The 19234-nt window shown below is 34.9% G+C and carries 24 protein-coding genes; 12 read left to right on the top strand and 12 right to left on the bottom strand.

What is annotated here, in order from left to right; genetic code table 11:
* Positions 1-35: 35 nt before the first annotated feature.
* A complete protein-coding gene (locus DD829_RS13105; protein ID WP_108409902.1) occupies positions 36-653 on the bottom strand; it encodes a hypothetical protein in 618 nt (205 codons plus the stop codon).
* 33 nt (positions 654-686) lie between these two features.
* Positions 687-986: a rhodanese-like domain-containing protein gene (locus DD829_RS13110; RefSeq protein WP_116547820.1), complete on the bottom strand. Its 300-nt coding sequence runs from the start codon at positions 984-986 to the stop codon at positions 687-689.
* 120 nt (positions 987-1106) lie between these two features.
* Between DD829_RS13110 and queG the strand changes: the two genes are divergently transcribed.
* The 4 genes from queG (at position 1107) to DD829_RS13135 (ending at position 4212) form a co-directional block, all read left to right on the top strand.
* Positions 1107-2051 carry a tRNA epoxyqueuosine(34) reductase QueG gene (queG, locus tag DD829_RS13115; protein ID WP_108411690.1) on the top strand — a complete coding sequence of 315 codons (945 nt, stop codon included), beginning with the start codon at positions 1107-1109 and terminating at the stop codon, positions 2049-2051.
* A 347-nt stretch (positions 2052-2398) separates the two neighbouring features.
* Positions 2399-3082, top strand: coding sequence for a TIGR02117 family protein (locus DD829_RS13120; RefSeq protein WP_185140319.1), 684 nt, complete (start codon positions 2399-2401; stop codon positions 3080-3082).
* 6 nt (positions 3083-3088) lie between these two features.
* Positions 3089-3736 (top strand): murein L,D-transpeptidase catalytic domain-containing protein, encoded by a 648-nt coding sequence (locus DD829_RS13125; RefSeq protein ID WP_108411475.1) that lies wholly within the window; start codon positions 3089-3091, stop codon positions 3734-3736.
* Between the two features lie 245 nt (positions 3737-3981).
* Positions 3982-4212: a hypothetical protein gene (locus tag DD829_RS13135; RefSeq protein ID WP_116547821.1), complete on the top strand. Its 231-nt coding sequence runs from the start codon at positions 3982-3984 to the stop codon at positions 4210-4212.
* Between the two features lie 25 nt (positions 4213-4237).
* On the opposite strand, the gene DD829_RS13140 is transcribed toward DD829_RS13135, so the two are convergent.
* From DD829_RS13140 to DD829_RS13150, 3 genes are read right to left on the bottom strand one after another with little or no spacing between them, the layout of a single operon-like run.
* Positions 4238-4483 carry a hypothetical protein gene (locus DD829_RS13140; RefSeq protein ID WP_123906859.1) on the bottom strand — a complete coding sequence of 82 codons (246 nt, stop codon included), beginning with the start codon at positions 4481-4483 and terminating at the stop codon, positions 4238-4240.
* Positions 4480-5406, bottom strand: a complete 927-nt coding sequence (locus DD829_RS13145) for an IS1595 family transposase (protein WP_108411088.1) — start codon at positions 5404-5406, stop codon at positions 4480-4482. Before DD829_RS13145 ends, DD829_RS13140 begins: the two co-directional genes overlap by 4 nt.
* 25 nt (positions 5407-5431) lie before the next feature.
* Entirely contained in the window at positions 5432-5839 is a 408-nt protein-coding gene (locus DD829_RS13150; RefSeq protein ID WP_116547822.1) for a hypothetical protein, read from the bottom strand.
* Positions 5840-6140: 301 nt separating this feature from the next.
* On the opposite strand from DD829_RS13150, the gene DD829_RS13155 reads away from it, so the two are divergent.
* The 3 genes from DD829_RS13155 (at position 6141) to DD829_RS13165 (ending at position 8751) form a co-directional block, all read left to right on the top strand.
* On the top strand, positions 6141-6434 hold the full coding sequence (locus DD829_RS13155; RefSeq protein WP_116547823.1) for a hypothetical protein: 294 nt from the start codon (positions 6141-6143) through the stop codon (positions 6432-6434).
* Between the two features lie 197 nt (positions 6435-6631).
* Positions 6632-6838, top strand: coding sequence for a hypothetical protein (locus DD829_RS13160; protein ID WP_116547824.1), 207 nt, complete (start codon positions 6632-6634; stop codon positions 6836-6838).
* Between the two features lie 614 nt (positions 6839-7452).
* On the top strand, positions 7453-8751 hold the full coding sequence (locus DD829_RS13165; RefSeq protein ID WP_108409911.1) for a cryptochrome/photolyase family protein: 1299 nt from the start codon (positions 7453-7455) through the stop codon (positions 8749-8751).
* A 21-nt stretch (positions 8752-8772) separates the two neighbouring features.
* Here DD829_RS13165 and DD829_RS13170 read toward each other — a convergent pair whose 3' ends face one another.
* Positions 8773-9267, bottom strand: a complete 495-nt coding sequence (locus DD829_RS13170; RefSeq protein WP_076395384.1) for a hypothetical protein — start codon at positions 9265-9267, stop codon at positions 8773-8775.
* A 211-nt stretch (positions 9268-9478) separates the two neighbouring features.
* The gene (locus DD829_RS13175) at positions 9479-9778 is read right to left on the bottom strand and encodes a helix-turn-helix domain-containing protein (RefSeq protein ID WP_076395387.1); all 300 of its coding nucleotides are present in this window, start codon (positions 9776-9778) and stop codon (positions 9479-9481) included.
* A 159-nt stretch (positions 9779-9937) separates the two neighbouring features.
* On the opposite strand from DD829_RS13175, the gene DD829_RS13180 reads away from it, so the two are divergent.
* On the top strand, positions 9938-10168 hold the full coding sequence (locus DD829_RS13180) for a hypothetical protein (RefSeq protein WP_076395389.1): 231 nt from the start codon (positions 9938-9940) through the stop codon (positions 10166-10168).
* Between the two features lie 86 nt (positions 10169-10254).
* On the top strand, positions 10255-10521 hold the full coding sequence (locus tag DD829_RS13185; RefSeq protein WP_108410927.1) for a hypothetical protein: 267 nt from the start codon (positions 10255-10257) through the stop codon (positions 10519-10521).
* Positions 10522-10696: 175 nt separating this feature from the next.
* Here DD829_RS13185 and DD829_RS13190 read toward each other — a convergent pair whose 3' ends face one another.
* The 4 genes from DD829_RS13190 to DD829_RS24350 form a co-directional block, all read right to left on the bottom strand.
* Positions 10697-11500 carry a hypothetical protein gene (locus tag DD829_RS13190; protein WP_108410928.1) on the bottom strand — a complete coding sequence of 268 codons (804 nt, stop codon included), beginning with the start codon at positions 11498-11500 and terminating at the stop codon, positions 10697-10699.
* Between the two features lie 160 nt (positions 11501-11660).
* Positions 11661-13928 (bottom strand): glycosyltransferase, encoded by a 2268-nt coding sequence (locus DD829_RS13195; protein ID WP_108410929.1) that lies wholly within the window; start codon positions 13926-13928, stop codon positions 11661-11663.
* 40 nt (positions 13929-13968) lie between these two features.
* Positions 13969-14997, bottom strand: a complete 1029-nt coding sequence (locus tag DD829_RS13200; protein WP_116547825.1) for a pesticidal protein Cry7Aa — start codon at positions 14995-14997, stop codon at positions 13969-13971.
* The gene (locus tag DD829_RS24350; protein ID WP_256040334.1) at positions 14997-15119 is read right to left on the bottom strand and encodes a hypothetical protein; all 123 of its coding nucleotides are present in this window, start codon (positions 15117-15119) and stop codon (positions 14997-14999) included. The genes DD829_RS13200 and DD829_RS24350 overlap by 1 nt, the downstream gene beginning before the upstream one ends.
* Positions 15120-15286: 167 nt before the next feature.
* Between DD829_RS24350 and DD829_RS13205 the strand changes: the two genes are divergently transcribed.
* From DD829_RS13205 to DD829_RS13215, 3 genes are all read left to right on the top strand, one after another.
* The gene (locus DD829_RS13205; RefSeq protein ID WP_228408194.1) at positions 15287-15847 is read left to right on the top strand and encodes a helix-turn-helix domain-containing protein; all 561 of its coding nucleotides are present in this window, start codon (positions 15287-15289) and stop codon (positions 15845-15847) included.
* 295 nt (positions 15848-16142) lie between these two features.
* Entirely contained in the window at positions 16143-16412 is a 270-nt protein-coding gene (locus DD829_RS13210) for a heme oxygenase (RefSeq protein ID WP_108408978.1), read from the top strand.
* A 38-nt stretch (positions 16413-16450) separates the two neighbouring features.
* Positions 16451-17557 (top strand): calcium:proton antiporter, encoded by a 1107-nt coding sequence (locus tag DD829_RS13215; RefSeq protein ID WP_108408977.1) that lies wholly within the window; start codon positions 16451-16453, stop codon positions 17555-17557.
* A 17-nt stretch (positions 17558-17574) separates the two neighbouring features.
* Here DD829_RS13215 and DD829_RS13220 read toward each other — a convergent pair.
* Positions 17575-19234 (bottom strand): helix-turn-helix domain-containing protein (locus DD829_RS13220; RefSeq protein WP_133240947.1); only part of this gene is annotated, 1660 nt, incomplete at its 5' end.

A 19234-nucleotide genomic window follows, 5' to 3' on the forward strand; every position in this document is an offset into this window, starting at 1 on the left:
AAGAATTTTTGACGGGGTGGTTAATAAATGCAAGATCAAAGCCCATCAATTTCCATCTGAATATTCGCTCTCGCAAGATCCTCATACTTTTCTTTAAAAATCGGGGTTTTAAAAATATCCTTCTGCTCCAGAAAATGTTTTAAAACCCTTTTTCTTCCCGGTTTATAAAGCAAATCGGGATAGATGGAATATTCCTTCCGGATTTTCTTCGTGTAATCAAAATATACTTCAGAATCTTTTCCGAGAATCGAAAGATCGGCATCCAGAAGATAATTGGTATCGCTGTCTTCAGACAAATGATGCGATTTGGTGGCAATAATCTGCTCAGAAACTTTTTGAATGAAATAATCATCTACACGAAGTCTTTTCAGTCTTACCGCAGCAAATTCAGCACTTTTCTCTTCGTTTGATTTTGATGAAGCATCATAAATTACATCATGGTAAAAAACAGAAAATGAGAGAACATGAAAATTTTCAATTTCATCTTTTACAGCATCCAGTTCAGAGAACATATTCTCCAGATGCTCAAGATTATGATAATGTCTCCCTTTTTCAGTATATTTCTTTTCAATTTCAGACCACAGATCTACAATAAGATTTTGATCTTGGGTGTAAAAAAGACTGTTTTCCAGAAATCTTTCTTTCAGGTTCATTTTCAAAAATTTTCAGATAAAAAAAAGGAACTTTTAAAAAGTTCCCTGATTTGCTTCCAGATTTGCTTTCAGCTCAGCCCAGCCTCCGCCGTTGTAGCCGTCTTTCAAACCTTGAGAGGTAAGATATTCCAAAGCCTTTCCGCTTCTGTTTCCGCTTCTGCAGAATAAAATCACCGGTTTATCAATAGACAATATTTCTTCTTGTCTGTCTTCCACTTCTCCCAAAGGGATATTTTTAGCACCCTCAATGTTTCCGTCCATTTCCATTTCCATAGGTTCACGAACGTCAATTAATGCATAATTTCCTGATTTTATAACTTCTGATAAAGACATAATATATTAATATTTAGAATTAAATTATTTGACGGGTATATGAAAATTGCCTGTAAAGCAATTCTCTGAATTAAGTTCAAACAAATTTATAAAATAATATTAGTTTTGCACTATAAAATCATGACTTCAAACGCAGAAAAATATACACAGCTTATAAAATCCAAGGCAAAAAGTTTTGGATTTCAGAATTGTGGGATCTCAAAAGCAGACTTTCTTGAGGAAGATGCAAAACCACTCGAAAACTGGCTGAAAAATAACTTTAACGGCGAAATGAAGTACATGGAAAATCATTTTGATAAAAGACTGGATCCGAGATTATTGGTAGAAGGCTCCAGATCTGTAATTTCTCTTTCTTACAATTATTTTCCCGAAGAAAAAATTTCCACTCTCGAAAACTTTAAGATTTCGAAATATGCTTATGCGGAAGATTATCATGAAGTTATTAAAGATATTCTGCGATCGATGGTTGCAGAGCTTCAGGAAGAAATCGGGGAATTCGGATTTCGTGTTTTTGTGGATTCTGCGCCGGTTCTGGAAAGAAGCTGGGCGAGAAAATCAGGAATCGGCTGGGTAGGAAAAAATGCGAATTTAATTACCAGACAGAGCGGTTCGTTCTATTTTTTAGCAGAAATAATCTGCGATCTGGAACTTGTTGCAGATCATCCCGTAACCGACCATTGCGGAACGTGCCGGAAATGTATTGATGCGTGTCCTACCAATGCGATTGTTTCGGAAAAGCTCATCGATGGAAGCAAATGCATTTCCTACGCAACGATAGAGCTGAAAGACTCCATTCCGGATTATTTTCAGGATAAAATGGACGACTGGATGTTTGGCTGTGATGTTTGTCAGGACGTCTGTCCGTGGAACCGATTTTCGTTACCTCATCAGCAAACCAAATTCAAGCCGAATGAAGCTTTAAAAAACTTTAAAAAAGGAGAATGGAAGGAGCTCACACAGGAGCTGTTTTCCGAAATTTTCCGCAAATCTCCCGTTAAAAGAACAAAATTTGCAGGTCTGAAAAGAAATATAGAGTTTCTGGAAAAATCCTCAGAGAAAAAATAATTACATTTTGGCGGATAAACCCTTATCTGGAATTTTTGAAGTTCCAGAGTAAGAAGGTTGAACGTCCATTCCTTAAATAGATTTTTAAGGAGGGAAAGAATGGGGTAAGAATTTTAAAAAACTTTCAGATCAAAAAACTTTGTTCTGAAAATTAGGCGGCTGAAAAACTAGCGTTTTTTCTGTATTCTTTTGGGCGCTACTTTTACTCTTACTTTAAATCTTTTGTTGGATTTCATGTTTTTGTGCATATTTTTGAATATTTGGTACTTAAATTTAGCGAAAATTCCGATTGAAACAAATACTTTTGCGAAAAATTATTAATTAAATTTTATTAACTTTAAAAAACCATGAACGTGAAAAAGATGTTACTTCTCATTATAAAAGCCATAGGAATTATTGTAGGAATTGTTGTTCTGTATGTCGCCTTAGGCTACTTTTTACCATTCATTGAAGTTTCAGCGAAAGATGACGGACAGAAGAAAGAAATTCCTGTTTATATTTATACCAACGGTGTTCATACGGATATTGTAATGCCTGTAAAAAATGATGTACAGGATTGGAGTACAAAAATCCCGTTCAGCAATACAAAATCCAAAAGTACAGATTACAATTATGTAGGAGTAGGATGGGGAGATAAAGGCTTCTATCTCGATACTCCAACGTGGGCGGATCTTAAGTTTTCAACAGCTTTTAAAGCCGCTTTCTGGCTTAGCGAATCGGCAATGCACTGTACTTTCTATAAAACCATGAAGGAAGGCGACGACTGTAAAAAAATTATGATCAGCAAGGATCAGTATAAAAAACTGGTAGATTTTGTAGATGCTAAATTTGATAAAGACCAAAACGGAAACTACAATCTTGTTCCTACAAATGCTGTTTATGGTAATGATGATGCGTTCTATGATGCACAGGGAAAATACAGCTTCCTGAATACCTGCAACACCTGGGCAAATGATGCTCTGAAAGCGGCGGATCAGAAAGCGGCATTCTGGACACCTTCAGATTACGGAATCTTCTTACATTACAAATAATTTTCTGTGAATTTTTTAAGTTGGATAACGGCATTTCTGTTCCTGTTATCATGCAAACAGGAAGCGAAAAATACCATCAAGCCACAGATTTTAGAAATCTCAAAGCAGGAAAAGAAACCGGAAATTGATTTAAATAAAACAAAATCGAAAGCCGAAGAAGCACTTACATTCTGCAAATCCAATCAGTTCAATACAGATTTTTGCATTCTGATTGATATGAGTCTGCATTCCGGATTGAAAAGGCTGGTTGTGTGGGATTTTAAAACCAACTCTGCTTCAAAAAAATATCTGGTTGGTCACGGTTGCGGAGAAAACCAGTGGAGCAGCGACGAATCTAAAGACCATCCGAAATTCAGCAATGAAGACGGAAGTCACCTTTCATCACTCGGCAAATACAAAATTCAGGGGAGAGGTTACAGCGACTGGGGAATTCGTGTAAAATATTTGATGCACGGTCTGGAAAAATCCAACAGCAATGCGCTGAAAAGATTCATTGTTTTTCATTCCTGGAATCTGATGAGCGATGAAGAAGTTTTCCCGAAAGGTTCGCCCGAAGGTTGGGGCTGTCCTACCATCTCCAATAGTGCGATGAAAGAAATAGATCCGATGCTTCAGAAATCTCTAAAGCCTGTTCTGATGTGGATTTATAATTAAAAAAGGTAATTATACGTTATTTTACACAAACTATTTAAACTTTTTTATTGTTAATGTTTCTATAGTTTGAATTGTTACTGTTATCTCTTTTCCATTGTTTAAAGCCTCTATTTCCTCCTCTGAGAGTTGAGAGCAGATTTTAGGCAAATGAAAAGCACTTACATTTGTTCTTTTACTACAACCATCAAGTTGTTTATTTTCTATCAGGTGTTCTGTAATTTTATTACTTTTAATGAAAAATTTATATGAATACATATCGTGATTATTATTTAGTTGTTAAATACTTTAATGATTATCCCATGTTTATTACTTGTTGTAACAAAGCTGGTCAATTTTATAAAATTGAAAATCTTGAACAATATTTATTAGATGGAACAGGTGTTACTGATGAACTAATTGAATATGATGAGGAAAATACCAACTTCATAGCAATAAAGGATAAGCAAAATTGGAAGCATCAATTAAATATGCTTTAATTATACAAAAGAAAGAGGACTTAACTTAGTCCTCTTTGTCTTTTTTCTTTGGTTTAAAAATCAAAGTCTGCTTCATAAATTGGTCAAACTTTGATAGTTTCTGTATAAATTCTGGTTTGATTAGTGGTGTTTCATCTTTGTAAATTACTTTAGTTATATCCAGTATTAAGTAACCGAATTTGTCTTTAATATCATCTACGTAGAAATACTCTTCACCATCTATAATAGTGTGTCTCACTTGTTCATGTTTAAGCTGTTCACTTATTGTCATTGACATAATTCTTTGTACTTAGTTCGGATATTTGAATTTGATAACAAATATCTGAATTTTTCTTGGTCTGAGACCTTTCTCAGGTTAAATCTATACACAAATTCATCAACATATTTTTGAAGATGCTTTTTTGAAACATGATTGTACATTCCTGAAACACTTCTTTTCAGTATGTTCCAACTTCCTTCGATGTTATTTGTATGTATAGAATTATCCTGCAAACTTACATACTCTTTTTTTGAATGGTCTATAATTCTATGGTCATAGTATTTATCTAAACCTGTATATCCTAACCATTCATCAGAAATCAGGGTTGTAGTTTCTGGATTTACATAACTGCAAACTAATGGTTGGATACTTTTTCTTTTTGTATCAGGTACAACAAAAGCATTCATTTTCCCATCTCTTTGAAGCATTCCCATTACTGGTGTTTTATCCTTAAAGCTACGTCCCTGAGAATTTTTGACCTTCTTATCTTTGTGTCTATTCTTATTCTTTCCCCCTATAAAAGTTTCATCACATTCAACAATACCTTCAAGTTCATTACTGTTTTCAATACCAAAACAAGCTCTGATTCTTTGGAGCATAAACCATGCAGTAGCTTGTCTTACTCCAATATCTTTTCCGAGTTGTATTGAGCTAATTCCTTTTTTATGTGAAGTAACAAGCCAAATAGCCATAAACCATTTACGAAGACTAACTTTAGAATTCTCAAACATTGTTCCTGTCTTAACATTAAAATACTTGCCTGTATTCTTACATCTATATTGATTATTCTTGCACTTATATACTTTTGAAGTTTCATCAAAAGGACTTATGGGAGCATTACTCCATTTCATAACTTCCAAATAGTCTATACAAATTTGTTCAGTAGAAAATATTTGAGTAAGTTCAAAAACCGATTTTATGTTAAGGTTAAACATGATTAATATTTCTTGTTGATAACTTTTACTCTTTGTCTAAGAAGAAAGGACTACTGCCAACCCATTGAATACGGGTGTCACTGATTTTTTTGAATTTATACTGCCCACTTGATGCTCCTGCTGTCATTGTAAATTCATAGTAATAGTCAGAAATTTGTTCTACTACTTTAGCAGTTTGCCCCGTAGCTGCTGTCTGAGTTAAAACTGCTTTGTAACTAGTGTAAGGACTAACTAGGATAAAATCATCACTTGTAAATTTAAAGTATGATGTATTGGTGTTAGCTATTTTCCAGCTTCCCTGAATCCAAGAAGGTGGATGAAAGTATTGCGTTGCAACTGGGTTGTCCTGTTGTGGTGTAGAGTCGTCATCGTTACTTGAACACCCAACAAATAGTAATGTTGTAAAAGTTAAGGCTAATAAAGTCTTTTTCATAAGATAGATTTTAAATCTACCCAAACCCAATGTAGAAAATTTGTGATTAAATAAAAAAAGCATGGGTCTGTAGTTCTTATTTAATCTGTAGAGGTTCTGGTAAACCATGAGGTATAAATAAGAGAAACCCATGCCCATATAGAGCATGAGCAATCAACTTACTTATTCTACACCTCGTTTTGAATTTACCAGATTCCTACAGGCAGAATAATAGCTAATGCTTTTGTTTTTCGAAAAAATTGACTACAAATATACGAAATTTTCATGAATTTCTTTGTATATTGAGGGCAAAACTTTAATTATGCTAGAAACTTTCCTTACCGATATGAATGCTTGTTATGATAAAGCTGAAATATCATTATCTCAACAACCACAAAATGGACTTCTTTCTTGGTTACAAGAAAATAGTAATATGTATTCAAAATATGCAATGTTTGCTCTTACAACAGTTGATAGTTGGGATAAATTTGAAAATAAAGAAGTATTGCAAAAAGCACATTTGGAGACCTATAAGAGACATACAGAATTTATGAACAAGGTTTCTCTTCATTTTTCTCGTTCTTCTGAAAGTCAAAATGATGAGGCATTAAGATAGTTTTGAGTCCCATACTCAAAATAAGTATATTCAAATCATTCCACATTCTTGTGATGAGAACAAGTTGTTCCTTTTGTAAAGGTGTTAATTCTTGATTTTCCATTGTTGTAAAATTTTAAGATTATTAATAAAAAAGAAGACTATCTGCTTTAGATAGTCTTTGTTGTTTGTTTCGTATATTAGCCTAAAACTTAATTATGAATCAAGAATCTGATAAACAAATAAATTTGGGTCTAATCATACTGACTATAAAAATAAATGCTCTTATTTCTTCTTTGTCTTCTGAACAAAAGGTTTTATATAAACATTCAATTGAATCTTCAAAGGAGATAATCCTGTCCTTACTGGATAACCCCCTAAGTCAGAAAGAAGTTGATGAAGCCTTGAAAGCTCTTGAAATTTAGTTTTTTTCATATTTACAAATTTTAATTATTAAAAAAGAGAACTTAAATAAGCTCTCTTGTATTTTTATCGTTGAAAATTAGCTTGTGTAAAATAACGTATAGTTACCTTAAAAAAATTTAGAGCCTATTTAAATATTGCTAAATAAAAGTTTTATAGCTTTTCTTGATTAAAAACTTGTTTAAACTTAATAGCTGTAACCATCGCAAAGACGCAAAATATTCTTTAAATACTGTCTTATCTTAAGGCGCAAAGATTTTATCTGCGATAAAATTAAGCATCAATCCTTATTGAAAATCTTTGATTTTCTTGCGCCTTAAAGATTTAAGGCTAATAAAATCTTGCGTCTTTGCGTTTTCCAATAAGAATATTTTTATTTCAAAAAAATTTTAAACCCTAAAATAAACTTTGTTTATTCTTAAATTTAACATTAAGAATTTAAGTTAGTTAAACTGATTATAATTAAGGAATCAATACATTGATTTTTATTAAGTTTTTTAAGCTAAAGAGGCTTAATTTCTTAATGGTAAAAATAAATTATAAATTAAATACAATCTCTTTAGAATTAGAAAAATTAGTCTGATTTTTGTAGAGAAAACAGGGTTAACAAATCATTATGTCTAAAAAAGAAAAAGTAAATATTTTCTGGTTCAGAAGAGATATCAGACTGGAAGATAATACAGGATTGTTTCATGCACTTGAAGCTGGCTTAAAAGTAGTTCCGATTTTTATTTTTGATAAAGAAATTCTTGATAAGCTTGAAGATAAATCAGACAGAAGAGTATATTATTTTTATCAGGCTCTCGAAGAAATTCATACCGAGCTTAAAAAACATAAAAGCGGATTAACGGTTTTTCACAATAAGCCTGTTGAAGCTTTCAAAAAATTAATTAAAGATTTTGAAATCGATACGGTTTTCTGCAACAGGGATTATGAACCACAGGCAATAAAAAGAGACGAGGAGATACAGGATCTGCTGAAAAAAAACGATGTTAATTTTCAGGATTTTAAAGATCAGGTTATTTTCGAAAAGGAGGATGTGGTAAAAAATGACGGCAAACCTTACACCGTTTATACCCCCTATTCCAGAAAGTGGAAAGAAAATTTCAAATCCTTTACCTTCAAAAAAATGGAGGTCGATTTTTCAAAATTTCATCAATATTCACCTTCCAAATTTTTAACGCTTAAAGATTTAGGCTTTGAAAAAACAGATCTGGAATTTAAAAAGCCTTCACTGAAAAAAACGATTATTGATGATTATGATCAGTACAGGGATTTTCCGGCAATGGATCATACAACCCGTTTAGGAATTGCGCTTCGTTTCGGAACTATTTCCGTAAGAAAATGTGTGGAATTTGCAGAAAAACACAATGAAGTCTGGCTGAATGAGCTGATCTGGAGAGAGTTTTTTATGCAGATTTTATATCATTTCCCGAAAGTGGTGAACCAGTCTTTTAAAGAAAAATACGATGGCATTAAGTGGAGAAATGATGAAAAGGAATTTAAAAAATGGTGCGAAGGAAAAACCGGCTATCCTATTGTAGATGCGGGAATGAGGCAGCTAAACGAAACCGGATTTATGCACAACAGAGTAAGAATGGTTGTCGCGAGTTTCCTTACCAAACATCTTCTAATCGACTGGAGATGGGGAGAAGCGTATTTCGCAGAAAAACTTCTGGACTACGAGTTGTCCTCCAACAACGGAAACTGGCAATGGGCTGCAGGATGCGGTTGCGATGCAGCGCCTTATTTCAGGGTTTTCAATCCTTCTGAGCAGACGAAAAAATTTGATAAAGATTTAAAATACATCAAAACATGGCTTTCCGAAAAGGACATCAATGCAGAACCGATCGTGGAGCATACTTTTGCCAGAAAAAGAGCCTTGGAAGTGTACGGAAAAGCGGTGAAAGAGTAATGCTGAAAGTTTAGCTGAAAGCTATTTATGAATGCCTATTTTCTTTAAAGCGGCACTGTTCAGATAGATTTCATTAAAAGAAGTTAGCGATTCGATGTCTTTGAAGTTTTGAAATGTCTTTTCGTTTTTATTGAAGGAAAGTTCGATTGAAGTATTGTAAGACGCAACAATTCTCACTACTGAATACCCGTTGTAAGCAATTTTAAATCCTTCAAAAAGACATTTTTTTTCGGCTTTCTGATAGATTTTATATTCTTCGAAAGCCTTGCTTTCTTCATCGTTTCTTTTTTTGGAATTGTGCTCAAGAGATTTCCAGGATTCGTAGTTCTTGGGTTCTTTCAGGATTTCGCCGGAAGAATCTACGGGAACAAACATTCCCAAAGTAAGCTCCTTTTTCAAAAGATTGGCGTAATTGTTCATCAGCTTAAGCGTCTGAAGGTCTGCATATCCTTCATGCGAATAATACTCGATAACAAAATCCGTCATAGGAATCAGTTTATGGGAAGCATTGGTCATATTTGTGATTTTTTTTGAGCCACTAATTTTTTTAAATTTCGAGGTGCGAAGATAAATAAATTGTTAAAAAGAGGAAAACTAATTTTGTTTTAATTGGCAAAAGAATTTCAGGCTTCCTATTTTCCTCAGTTACAGAAAAATAAAAACCGGAAAGATTATTTGTTTTAATTTTTCCGGTTGATGTATTTGGGTAATTAATCTTCAGTGGATATTACATTTCTTTTTGCAGGATTTCTACAATGCGGTCTATTACTTCCTGTTTTTTAGTTTTTTTATTGTAGGGCGTTTTCGGTTCAGAAACAATGCTTTCCCTGTTCTTATCAAAAAGCGCATAAAGATCCAGATCCGGATGTTTTTCTAGGTACCAAACCAGAAAATTGAGAGGTATTGCATTTTTTCCTGAAAAATATAGCTGAATAGCCTGCGGCGTCATACCGTATTCTTCGGCTATTTCTCTCAGAGTTTCTCCTTTTGATTTGCTGTACTCGCGTATCTTCTCGTGAATTTTCATATCGAATAATTTCTTCTTTTTAATTTTATTTAATAAATAATTGTTAAAACTTCAATTAATTATTGTTTTTAAATATATATTTGTATATTTGTTTTATAATTATCTCATGGAGATAGACACAAAATTACGAAAAAAGGTTAAACAAAAATATTTATTTGTATGAGCAAATTGATATATCCCTATCAGAACACCATCAATGAAAGATTTGATTTTATTGATAAATGGTTACCAGCGCGCTACACAGGTTCTGTTAATATAATTCTGAAGAAACAAGAAGATCCCGATTATATAAGAAAAGTGAGAAACAGATTGATAAATGATGAAGCGGTGATTGATGCCCTTTACAAAGTTTCGTTGTTCAATAAGATACAGGTAGAGACTGAGACTTAAGCCCGGATTCTGAAAACACAATTATTTGATGAAAAATTATATTTTGCTCTTTACAGAGCTGTTCCACAAAAAAACACACAATTGCCATGGAAAATTTCGAGACACAGGAAGTCATTATTACAGAATGCTTTAAATGCGGCAGAAGATTTGAAAATTATTTCAAAGCATCGCCCTGCTGCACATCACTGGTGGTAAAAGTAGACGAAAACGGAAACCGTACCACCATTACTTTTTTAAGCTCATTATCTAAACCTCAACCCAAATTTCTGAATGAAGATGCTGCAGAAGATGCAGAAGAAAATCCGGAACCAAAGGAAAATCTTCAGAATGAGGCTGAAACTGAAATCTTGTAGACCATGATGAAGAGGGCAGGAGAAATCCTGAAATGCAGATGAGAAATTAAAATAAAGCGACCATCAATCACCATTCTATATAAGAGATGTGGAAAATCGCCTGAACTTTGATTGTTTTTTGGAGCTGAACGTAAGATGAAACTGTGCTTCTGTAATCGCAAAAAGATGAAACCCTTTACTTGCTGTTAATCATATGTTTATTTTTACCATCAATCCATCTGCCAAGCATGACGAGTTCCGAAGGCGATTTTCTCATATCGATTGTTAAAACCTTCACCAGAATATCCCAGAAACTGTGCTTTTCTTCAAACTCTTTCTTGTATTGTTCTAACGCCTGTATATAAGCGTGTCCGTATCTGTTGTATTTTCTCCTGAAACTGATTTGGGGGATATCTTCAATTACATTCTGCATTACTTTTTTCAGATTGGCGGGAGTGTGCGTTTTAATAAAATCTAGCTCTATTTTGCAGATGTTTAAGAGTGGAAGCATCATATAAAAGAATTCTTCCTGATTGCTTCCGATATTTGTTTTCCACGTCAGTCTTTCCTCCTGCGGCAGAATTTGAGAACTCAGTTCATCTATCTTTTCAAAGCTTTCCTTCAGTAAATTCAGAAAAGTTTCATTCTGCTTCCAGAACAGCGAATGGTTGAAATGATTTATTTTAATTGTATTTTCTTTTATATATTCTACCTGCAGCCGGATGCAGTTTATATTATCATTGATTTTATTGATTAAAACTTCCCAAAGAATATGCTGGCTCAGCGTACAGTTGGTTTTAAATACCATTCTCGATTTTCGGCTAAGCACTTGAAGTTCCTTCAGGATCCGGAGAATTTCCTGCAGATCCTTATCCATCGCGATATTGGTATTTCTGATGTAAATTAACGATACAAATTCGGCGTGGCGGATTTTACTAATGGCATTTTTCTTTCCGAGCTGGCGGAATTTATTTTTTCTGGTTGGGACTCGATGGTTCATTTTCAGGATTTTTATTTTTTAGACATAATCTCAGGGCTTATCAGTTATTAATCATAATGCTGAATTTTAACGCCGGTTCACAAGGATTTTGACTGTTAAATTTTTATTTCAAGTATGAAAAATTACGGATAACAATCGTTTTTTAAAGCCGAACACACTTTTAAATGTTCATATTCAGTCTCGCCATCAGATAACTTACGGTAGATTCTGCGCCTTGATTGAGGTTGACATTTTTCTCTTCAAGCCCGTCGTAGCAGCCACCGGTTACCGGATTGTAGATAATTTGTTTCAGGTGATTTTTTCCCAGAAACCATTCGAAGGAATTCATCATCATTTGCAGATATTTTTCATCACCGAAAACTTTATAAAATGTAGACAATGCCAAAATGGTATAAGCAACATCAATCGGCTGTTCTCCACCAATTGTGAAGTCGTTTTCAGTGGTTTCTTTTTGAAGCCATCCCTGGTTGGAAATTACTTTGATCTCTCCGTTGATCATAATTTTAGACAGCAAAAAATCAAAAGAGGATTTAGCTGTTTCCTTATAAATTTCCTCTTTAGCAGCGATCCACGCACACAGCAACGCGTCCGGAAGAAGGCTGTTTCCGTAGGTAAGATAGCTTTCAAACCAATGCCAGTCTTTTCCGGATTCGTGCTGATACATTTTTACAAGCCGGTCGGCAAATTCTTTCAGCAAAGGAAGATTGTTCTTTGAATTTTGATAATACAGACCTTTAATCATAAACGCCATCGCTCTTGTAGAATGAATTTTTTCTGCCCAGATCAGGTTTTTTTCAATAATTTTCTCAGCGGTTTCAGAATATTCCAAAGGCAGAATTTCTTTTAATGAAACCAGATATCCCAAAGCCCAGATTGCCCTTCCGTTGGAATCATCCAGATTGGTCTCATAATTCTGATTGGTGAACTGTTTATGTCCGTTTACATAATTCAGGAAACTTCCATCGGTATGCTGACAAAATTTGACGAATTGTAAATAAATGGAAATCAGCTGAAGATCACATTTGTCTCTGGTTATCTTAAAATGTCTGCACATCGCAATCATTGCCCGTGCATTATCATCCAGCGTATAACCGGAGCTGATGTCGGGTTCGTTGATTCTGGCAAACTGTATCATTCCAAAATCTGTGGTCATATTCTGGATGTGTCCGAGATTGATTTCCGGTAAGCTGTAATGGAGCGCTGTTTCGTCATTTCTGAACTTCTGAAATAGTAAAGCGTGCGAGATAGAAGCATTTTCCCAAGCGGTCGGAGCCATTTTTTCCAATGATTTCTGACGGAGTTTTTTCCGGCTTTCTTCATTTGCCAATAAAACATTGACTGCGGAAGACAATTGTTCCGGTGCTTCAAAACCGATGATAATTCCGGTTTCTTCTTTTAAAACTTCCACTGCGTGAGGAATCGGCGTAGAAACAATGGCGCATCCGCTGCTGATGGCGTATGAAAACGTTCCGCTTACCGCCTGATTTCTGTCGTTGGAGGTAAAAAGATAAACATCGGTAAGCTGAAGATATTCCAGCAGTTCCGGCAACGGAAGATACTCGTTGATGAAGCGCACATTGTTTTCCAGATGAAACTTACAGGTAAGGTCTTCCAGAAATTCACGGTATTTCTCCCCCTCATTTCTTACGATGGCAGGATGGGTTTTACCGAGGATAAGGAAAACAGCATCAGGATTTTTGGCGATAATCTTGGGTAATGCTTTTAAGGTGGTCTCGATATTTTTTCCCGGTCCCAGTAACCCGAATGTCGACAGAACTTTTTTATCTTTAAGTCCGTACTTTTCTTTCAGCGCTGTTTTGTCGGTAAAAGGCAGGAGATGCGTTCCGTGCGGAATCATCATAATTTTATCCGGAGAAATTTCATACTCGTTGGTTAAAATTTCGGCAGAGATAGCCGTCATCACGATAATATGCTTAGAAAATCCGGCGATTTCCTTTACTTTCAGCTTCAGTTCTTCATCGGGATCCGGCAGAACGGTGTGAAAAGTTACCACAATATCTTTTTTTAAGTTTCTGAGGAAAAGATAAAGCCCATTCTCGGTTTCATTAAAGAATCCAAACTCGTGCTGAATCATCACAAGGTTTATTTTGTTGTTCTTATTGATCTGCGCTGCCAGTTCCAGATACGAAAAAGCATCTGAGATATTCAGCTTATAATGGATTTTTTCTTCATAGGTGTAATTTTCCTCTTCTGTTTCCATCGGGCAAACCAGCATATCGAATGACTCCCCGAATTTCGAACGGAGCGATTTTACAAGATCCTGCGTGTACGTGGCAATTCCGCACACCTTTGGAGGAAAAGTACTTACAAAGACAATCTCTGATTTATGATAAGTTTTGTGTTTTTTGTTTTTCTCAGCCTGTCTTATTGCTTTTTCCTCCACGTCTGATTGGATATCTTTACTCATAAATTATTTCTTTTTTTACTGATTATTTATTAAATGATGATTATACGGCATACATCATCAGCTCTTTCAGTAATTTATCAATGCTTAATGATGCGACGGCAATTCTCTCGTCTGCAGCACCATAATAGATATACAGCCGATCTTTTTCTACTACGGCTCCGGTGGGAAAACAGACGTTGCTGACTTCGCCTTCCAGCTCCCATTCTTCTTCCGGTTTGAAAAGCGGGTAGGGAAGTCTGGAAATTTCTTTTTCAGGATTTTCAAGATCCAGAAGGGCGGCACAGGCGCTGTATACATAACCGTTAACCGTATCGTGAACGCCGTGATAGATCATCAGCCAGCCGTATTCTGTTTCTATGGGAGGACAGCCTCCGCCAATGTAGCTGGACTCGTGGTCGTATTTGGCAGATAAAAGGATATGATTATTAAAATGAAAAAAATAATCTTCCCAGAATTCGGTAGTAAGATCCTCAATGTTTTCTGTGCTTACTATCTGAATATCGGGTCTTATCCTGTGAATGAAATAAAATCTACCGTTTATTTTTCTTGGAAAAAAGATGAGGTTCTTGTCCCACAAAAAAATAGGATCGCTGTCGGTATGGCTGATCTGAAACTGGTTGTACCTTTTATATTTTTCAGGGATCAAGCCTTCAGCTTCAGATAACAGTTTAAATTTTTCGTAAGGGATTTTCGGAACAATGATTCCCTTATTTTCCCAGAATTTCAGGTCTTTGGAAACAGATAAGGTTCCTAAGGCGTTGATTCCGTCGTAACTGGTGTACGTAAGATAGAATACATCCTCTATTTTTACTATTCTCGGATCTTCGATGCCGTGTTTATCCTCATCCGATTCGGGAACGATGACCGGAGATTCTGATCTTTCTTCCACCGTTGTCGGATCCGAAAGTACGCAATATCCGATGCTTGAAAAATTACCTTTAGCAACGGCGCGGTAGAAGAGATGTATTTTTCCGTTTTCCTTAATAACTGCGGGATTCAGAACGCCTTCGTTTTCGAAATTTAGTTCGGTTTTTCTGAGGATAATTCCTTCTTTTTTTACTTTCAGCATTATTCTCGGCTCTCGTTTTCTTTATCCTTCCTCTTGTTTTGTTTGTCCTGGCGTTTTTCCTTTAATGATTTTGCCGGTGGTGTTTTATCGGATTTTTTCTTTGTTTCCTTTTCTTTTGACATTTTAAAAATATTTTTATCTATACGTAAAGATGGTCTATTAAAAAAGGAATTCTTTGTAATTGTCTTTCAATTTATTACATAAATCATAGATATTAAAAATTAAAGCGTTAACTTTGAGAGAGTGGCTGTTGACGTATGGATTAACGGGCTGAAAACAGGGTTGGATTATGAAGCTGTACATAAAATATATGGTAAGTCTCCGCTGCAAAATGGTTGTCCATCAGGAGCTGGAAAAACTGAACATAAAAAATGCGGTGGTAGATCTCGGTCTGGTGGAAACGCTGGATGATATTACCGCAGAACAAAGAATGCAGTTGAGAGATAATCTGCTTAAAACCGGACTGGAACTGCTGGATGATAAGAAAAGCATCCTGATCGAAAAGATCAAAAATGTAGTCACAGAAATGATCCATTTTTCCGAAGCTCTTCCGAAAGAAAATTTCTCAGATTATGTGAGTAAAAAACTGGGGTACGATTATACTTATCTTGCCAATACATTTTCTGAAGTAAAGGGAATGACACTGCAGCATTTCATCATCATTAACAAAGTGGAAAAAGTGAAAGAACTGCTTTTGTATGATGAGCTTAATCTCACCGAAATTTCCTATAAACTTAACTACAGCAGCGTTGCACATCTTTCTAACCAGTTCAAAAAAATAACGGGACTGTCGCCTTCCTTCTACAGAAATCTGAAAAAACAACGGCTTAAAAATCTTGAGGATCTTTAAAAAACCTGTGAAATATGTAAGTTTTTTCCAGAAATGTGTAGCATCCGCGCCAACTATTTCATCATCTTTGAATATCAATATATTGCAGGCGTTTACGGATAAAAATCCCAGCCCGCTGATTCTAATTTCATTAAGGTGTTATTAAATAACAGGGATGTGCAGATTGTTATTTCAATAACGCTCATTTTATACGGATTGCAATAAGGTCTATCAAATAGTAAATATGTTTTAACGGACTTTATGAAAAGGGCAGGTGCTTTGTGCCCTGTCTTTTTATTTCAACAAAAATCAACTTATGAAAACAATAAAACTATACAGATTCAAAGATTCTGTTATGCGCAAAATGCCGCTTTTTAATGAAGGCAGAGTGCTTTCTTCACTCAATGAACTGATGGGGTTGGAGCTTATTAATACAGAAAAGGTAACAGAATTTACCATTGAAGTGGAAGAAGAGTTCGATATTGAGAATTGCAGCAGGCAACAGTTAGTTGCTCTTTGTGATGCCTGTGAAAATTTTATAGAGCATCATTTCATAACCACTACGAATGATTATGATGTCATATAACAGTTGGCTATCATTCGTTCATCCCATATTTTTCTTCTATGAATAATAAAATACATTTGCTCGGCTGGACAATTATTGTTCCTTTAATAGCGTGGGTTGCTTATCTCGCACATTATTATGTCGGCGGTCATTGGTATTCTCTGTTGCTTACTGTTTTTCTTGTAGGATCTGTATTGGCGGCAGTTTATCATTCCGAGATCATTGCATACAGACTGGGAGAACCTTACGGAACTTTGCTTCTTGCTTTTGCCATAACGGTGATAGAGGTCTCACTGATTATTTCAATTATGCTTAGCTCAAAAGGTCTGGAAACAATAAGTCTCGCCAGAGATACCGTTTTTGCTGCGGTGATGATTATTCTTACAGGCATTATAGGAACTTGTATTATCGTTGGATCTATTCGCTACAAACAGCAGCTTTTTACGCTTCAGGGAGTGGGAACAGCTATGATTACGCTTATTGTTGTCGTAGTGTTTCTTCTGGTTCTTCCCAATTATACCACGAGTCATGACAATGGAGAATATACCTCTCTTCAGCTTGTTTTCATATCGGTAATTTCTTTAGCGCTTTATATTGCTTTTACAATGGTTCAGACAATCAGGCACCGCGCTTTTTTTATTGCACCGATTCCCAAAACAGGCAATGATGAACTTTCTGACGAAACAGATTTTCTGCCCGAAAAACCCAGCCGGAAAATAATGCTTTTGAGCGTTTTATTTCTTATTTTATGTCTTGGGATTGTAGTTTTGCTTGCAAAATACCTTTCGAAAGATGTGGATGTTCTTGTCCTGAAAGTTGGAGCGCCAAAATCAATCGTAGGAATTATTATAGCCGGAATTGTACTGTTGCCTGAAGGAATTGCCGCCATCAAGGCAGCCTACAACAACAGGTTGCAGACGAGTCTTAATCTCGCTTTCGGATCGGCTTTGGCAAGTATTGGTCTCAGTATTCCTGCAGTTGCTTTAGTTTCGGTGTTTGCCGACTTCCGTATGACGTTGGGCATCAGTATAAAATCAACACTGCTTTTGGGATTGTCGCTGTTTATTATCACCATTTCTTTAGCCACAGGTCGCACCAATATCATGCAGGGACTGGTTCTTATCTCTATATTTTTTCTTTATTTGTTTACGACGCTTGTGCCATAAAGAGGCAGTTTAAATTTTTACATTTTTTCCAGATTTTTGATATATTCAGAAGGCGTCATTTGGGTTCTTTTTTTAAAGGCATTTATGAAAGTTGTACAGCTTTTATATCCTATTTCTTTGGAGATTACCTCAATATTATATTTGCGGATTAGAGGATTTTTATCCAATTCTGTTATAATATAATTTATTCGCAGAGTATTTACATATTCAGAAAAGGATACCCCTTTATACTGGTTTATTATTTGCGACAGATATGTGGTATTGGTATTCAGCTGTTTGGCAATGTTGGCGAGTTTGAAGCTGTTGGATAAAAATCTCTTTTTAAATTCTAGCGAATCGAGTTTTGAAAGGATATAAGCAACGGTTTCATCTTCTATTGATGTGGAGATTGTAACTTTTTGATCTGTAATAGGCTGTATGCCTGAAATATTACTTTCGATTTTCCTGATATTAATAATTTCTTCTTTATTTTTTCTTTTCTGGTAATATATTTTATAAAAAATGGTAAAAATCAGGAGTAATGATGCAAACAATAATAATAAATTCGTGTTATTCTTTTGGAGCATTTCTTCAGATCTATTTTTTATTTCTTCTTTTTCATAAACTCCCAGAAAAAAATTTCCGGCATTTTTTTGAACGTTTTCTTTTTTTATTTCTGATAAGCTCAGTTTTGAATACTTATAAGCCTTTTCTATATTCCCCGTACGTTCATAGTTGATACTTAATAAATAATAGACTTTAAGCTTATTTTCGTGCGAACATTTGGATTTCTGAATATCAGCAGTTAATTTTTCAAGGTATTTAAATGCCGAATCGCTTTTTTTAAGATGGGTATAAATTTCAGCTTTAGCGAGCCAAACCATTTCTCTTGAAAAGCTTTTTTCCATTAAAACCGAATCTTTTTCGCATTCATTAAAAAGAGATAACGATAGGTCATATTCTTTTCTAAGTAAAGCTATTTGAGCCTTTCTGCTTTTGTGAAGGGATTGGGAATATGCTGAAAAATTCTCAGAGTTTTTCATTAGAAGATAAGCTTTCTCATAGTTTTGCTGTGCGGAATCCAGAAATTTTATTGCGCCCGTATCTTTGTACCAATTGATAAAAGCATCACTTTTTGTATTATAAGCTGCCGCAGTTTCTTTTGCCTTTAAAAACTTGGTATAAAGCACGTTGTTGCTGTCATTACGGATGTTGTTTAGGTGTATGTTGAGAAGATCAATCCCTTTTTTATAATCTCTTAGCTCAATATATGCTACAGCAAAAAAAATTAATTGCTTCTTTTTATATACCGGGCTCATTCCGATGGACAAATTGTTAAGAAATTTCAGTCCTTGTGCGATGTTTCCTTTTCTCTTTTCAATATAAAACAGTCGCGTAATGGCAATATGCCTTAAAGCTTCATAATAAGAAAACGCTATTTTATTCTTATTTTTTTGGAGTAAATTCAAAAAGGATATTGCCGATTTTTCAGCCTCCGAAAATTTTCCTTTTCGATATAAAGAAGAAGCTGAATCAATTTTAATCAGCAAATCATACTTTATATTATATTTTGAAATTCTTTTGAAGTTGATGTTTTCATTACTCAGTTTGTGATGTACAAGTTCCCATTGATCTTTCTTTATTAAACTGTCGATCTTATATGATTCTTCTAGATCAGTTAGGCTTTGAGAATAAATT

It is taken from the genome of Chryseobacterium sp. HMWF035 (genome assembly GCF_003094695.1).
GTDB lineage: Bacteria > Bacteroidota > Bacteroidia > Flavobacteriales > Weeksellaceae > Chryseobacterium > Chryseobacterium gambrini.

What these genes read in the sequence shown, in the direction of transcription:
- DD829_RS13105 (WP_108409902.1), bottom strand. Translation starts at nt 653, where the DNA reads ATGAACCTGAAAGAAAGATTTCTGGAAAACAGTCTTTTTTACACCCAA.
- DD829_RS13110 (WP_116547820.1), bottom strand. Translation starts at nt 986, where the DNA reads ATGTCTTTATCAGAAGTTATAAAATCAGGAAATTATGCATTAATTGAC.
- queG (WP_108411690.1), top strand. Translation starts at nt 1,107, where the DNA reads ATGACTTCAAACGCAGAAAAATATACACAGCTTATAAAATCCAAGGCA.
- DD829_RS13120 (WP_185140319.1), top strand. Translation starts at nt 2,399, where the DNA reads ATGAACGTGAAAAAGATGTTACTTCTCATTATAAAAGCCATAGGAATT.
- DD829_RS13135 (WP_116547821.1), top strand. Translation starts at nt 3,982, where the DNA reads ATGAATACATATCGTGATTATTATTTAGTTGTTAAATACTTTAATGAT.
- DD829_RS13140 (WP_123906859.1), bottom strand. Translation starts at nt 4,483, where the DNA reads ATGACAATAAGTGAACAGCTTAAACATGAACAAGTGAGACACACTATT.
- DD829_RS13145 (WP_108411088.1), bottom strand. Translation starts at nt 5,406, where the DNA reads ATGTTTAACCTTAACATAAAATCGGTTTTTGAACTTACTCAAATATTT.
- DD829_RS13150 (WP_116547822.1), bottom strand. Translation starts at nt 5,839, where the DNA reads ATGAAAAAGACTTTATTAGCCTTAACTTTTACAACATTACTATTTGTT.
- DD829_RS13155 (WP_116547823.1), top strand. Translation starts at nt 6,141, where the DNA reads ATGCTAGAAACTTTCCTTACCGATATGAATGCTTGTTATGATAAAGCT.
- DD829_RS13160 (WP_116547824.1), top strand. Translation starts at nt 6,632, where the DNA reads ATGAATCAAGAATCTGATAAACAAATAAATTTGGGTCTAATCATACTG.
- DD829_RS13165 (WP_108409911.1), top strand. Translation starts at nt 7,453, where the DNA reads ATGTCTAAAAAAGAAAAAGTAAATATTTTCTGGTTCAGAAGAGATATC.
- DD829_RS13170 (WP_076395384.1), bottom strand. Translation starts at nt 9,267, where the DNA reads ATGACCAATGCTTCCCATAAACTGATTCCTATGACGGATTTTGTTATC.
- DD829_RS13175 (WP_076395387.1), bottom strand. Translation starts at nt 9,778, where the DNA reads ATGAAAATTCACGAGAAGATACGCGAGTACAGCAAATCAAAAGGAGAA.
- DD829_RS13180 (WP_076395389.1), top strand. Translation starts at nt 9,938, where the DNA reads ATGAGCAAATTGATATATCCCTATCAGAACACCATCAATGAAAGATTT.
- DD829_RS13185 (WP_108410927.1), top strand. Translation starts at nt 10,255, where the DNA reads ATGGAAAATTTCGAGACACAGGAAGTCATTATTACAGAATGCTTTAAA.
- DD829_RS13190 (WP_108410928.1), bottom strand. Translation starts at nt 11,500, where the DNA reads ATGAACCATCGAGTCCCAACCAGAAAAAATAAATTCCGCCAGCTCGGA.
- DD829_RS13195 (WP_108410929.1), bottom strand. Translation starts at nt 13,928, where the DNA reads ATGAGTAAAGATATCCAATCAGACGTGGAGGAAAAAGCAATAAGACAG.
- DD829_RS13200 (WP_116547825.1), bottom strand. Translation starts at nt 14,997, where the DNA reads ATGCTGAAAGTAAAAAAAGAAGGAATTATCCTCAGAAAAACCGAACTA.
- DD829_RS24350 (WP_256040334.1), bottom strand. Translation starts at nt 15,119, where the DNA reads ATGTCAAAAGAAAAGGAAACAAAGAAAAAATCCGATAAAACACCACCG.
- DD829_RS13205 (WP_228408194.1), top strand. Translation starts at nt 15,287, where the DNA reads ATGAAGCTGTACATAAAATATATGGTAAGTCTCCGCTGCAAAATGGTT.
- DD829_RS13210 (WP_108408978.1), top strand. Translation starts at nt 16,143, where the DNA reads ATGAAAACAATAAAACTATACAGATTCAAAGATTCTGTTATGCGCAAA.
- DD829_RS13215 (WP_108408977.1), top strand. Translation starts at nt 16,451, where the DNA reads ATGAATAATAAAATACATTTGCTCGGCTGGACAATTATTGTTCCTTTA.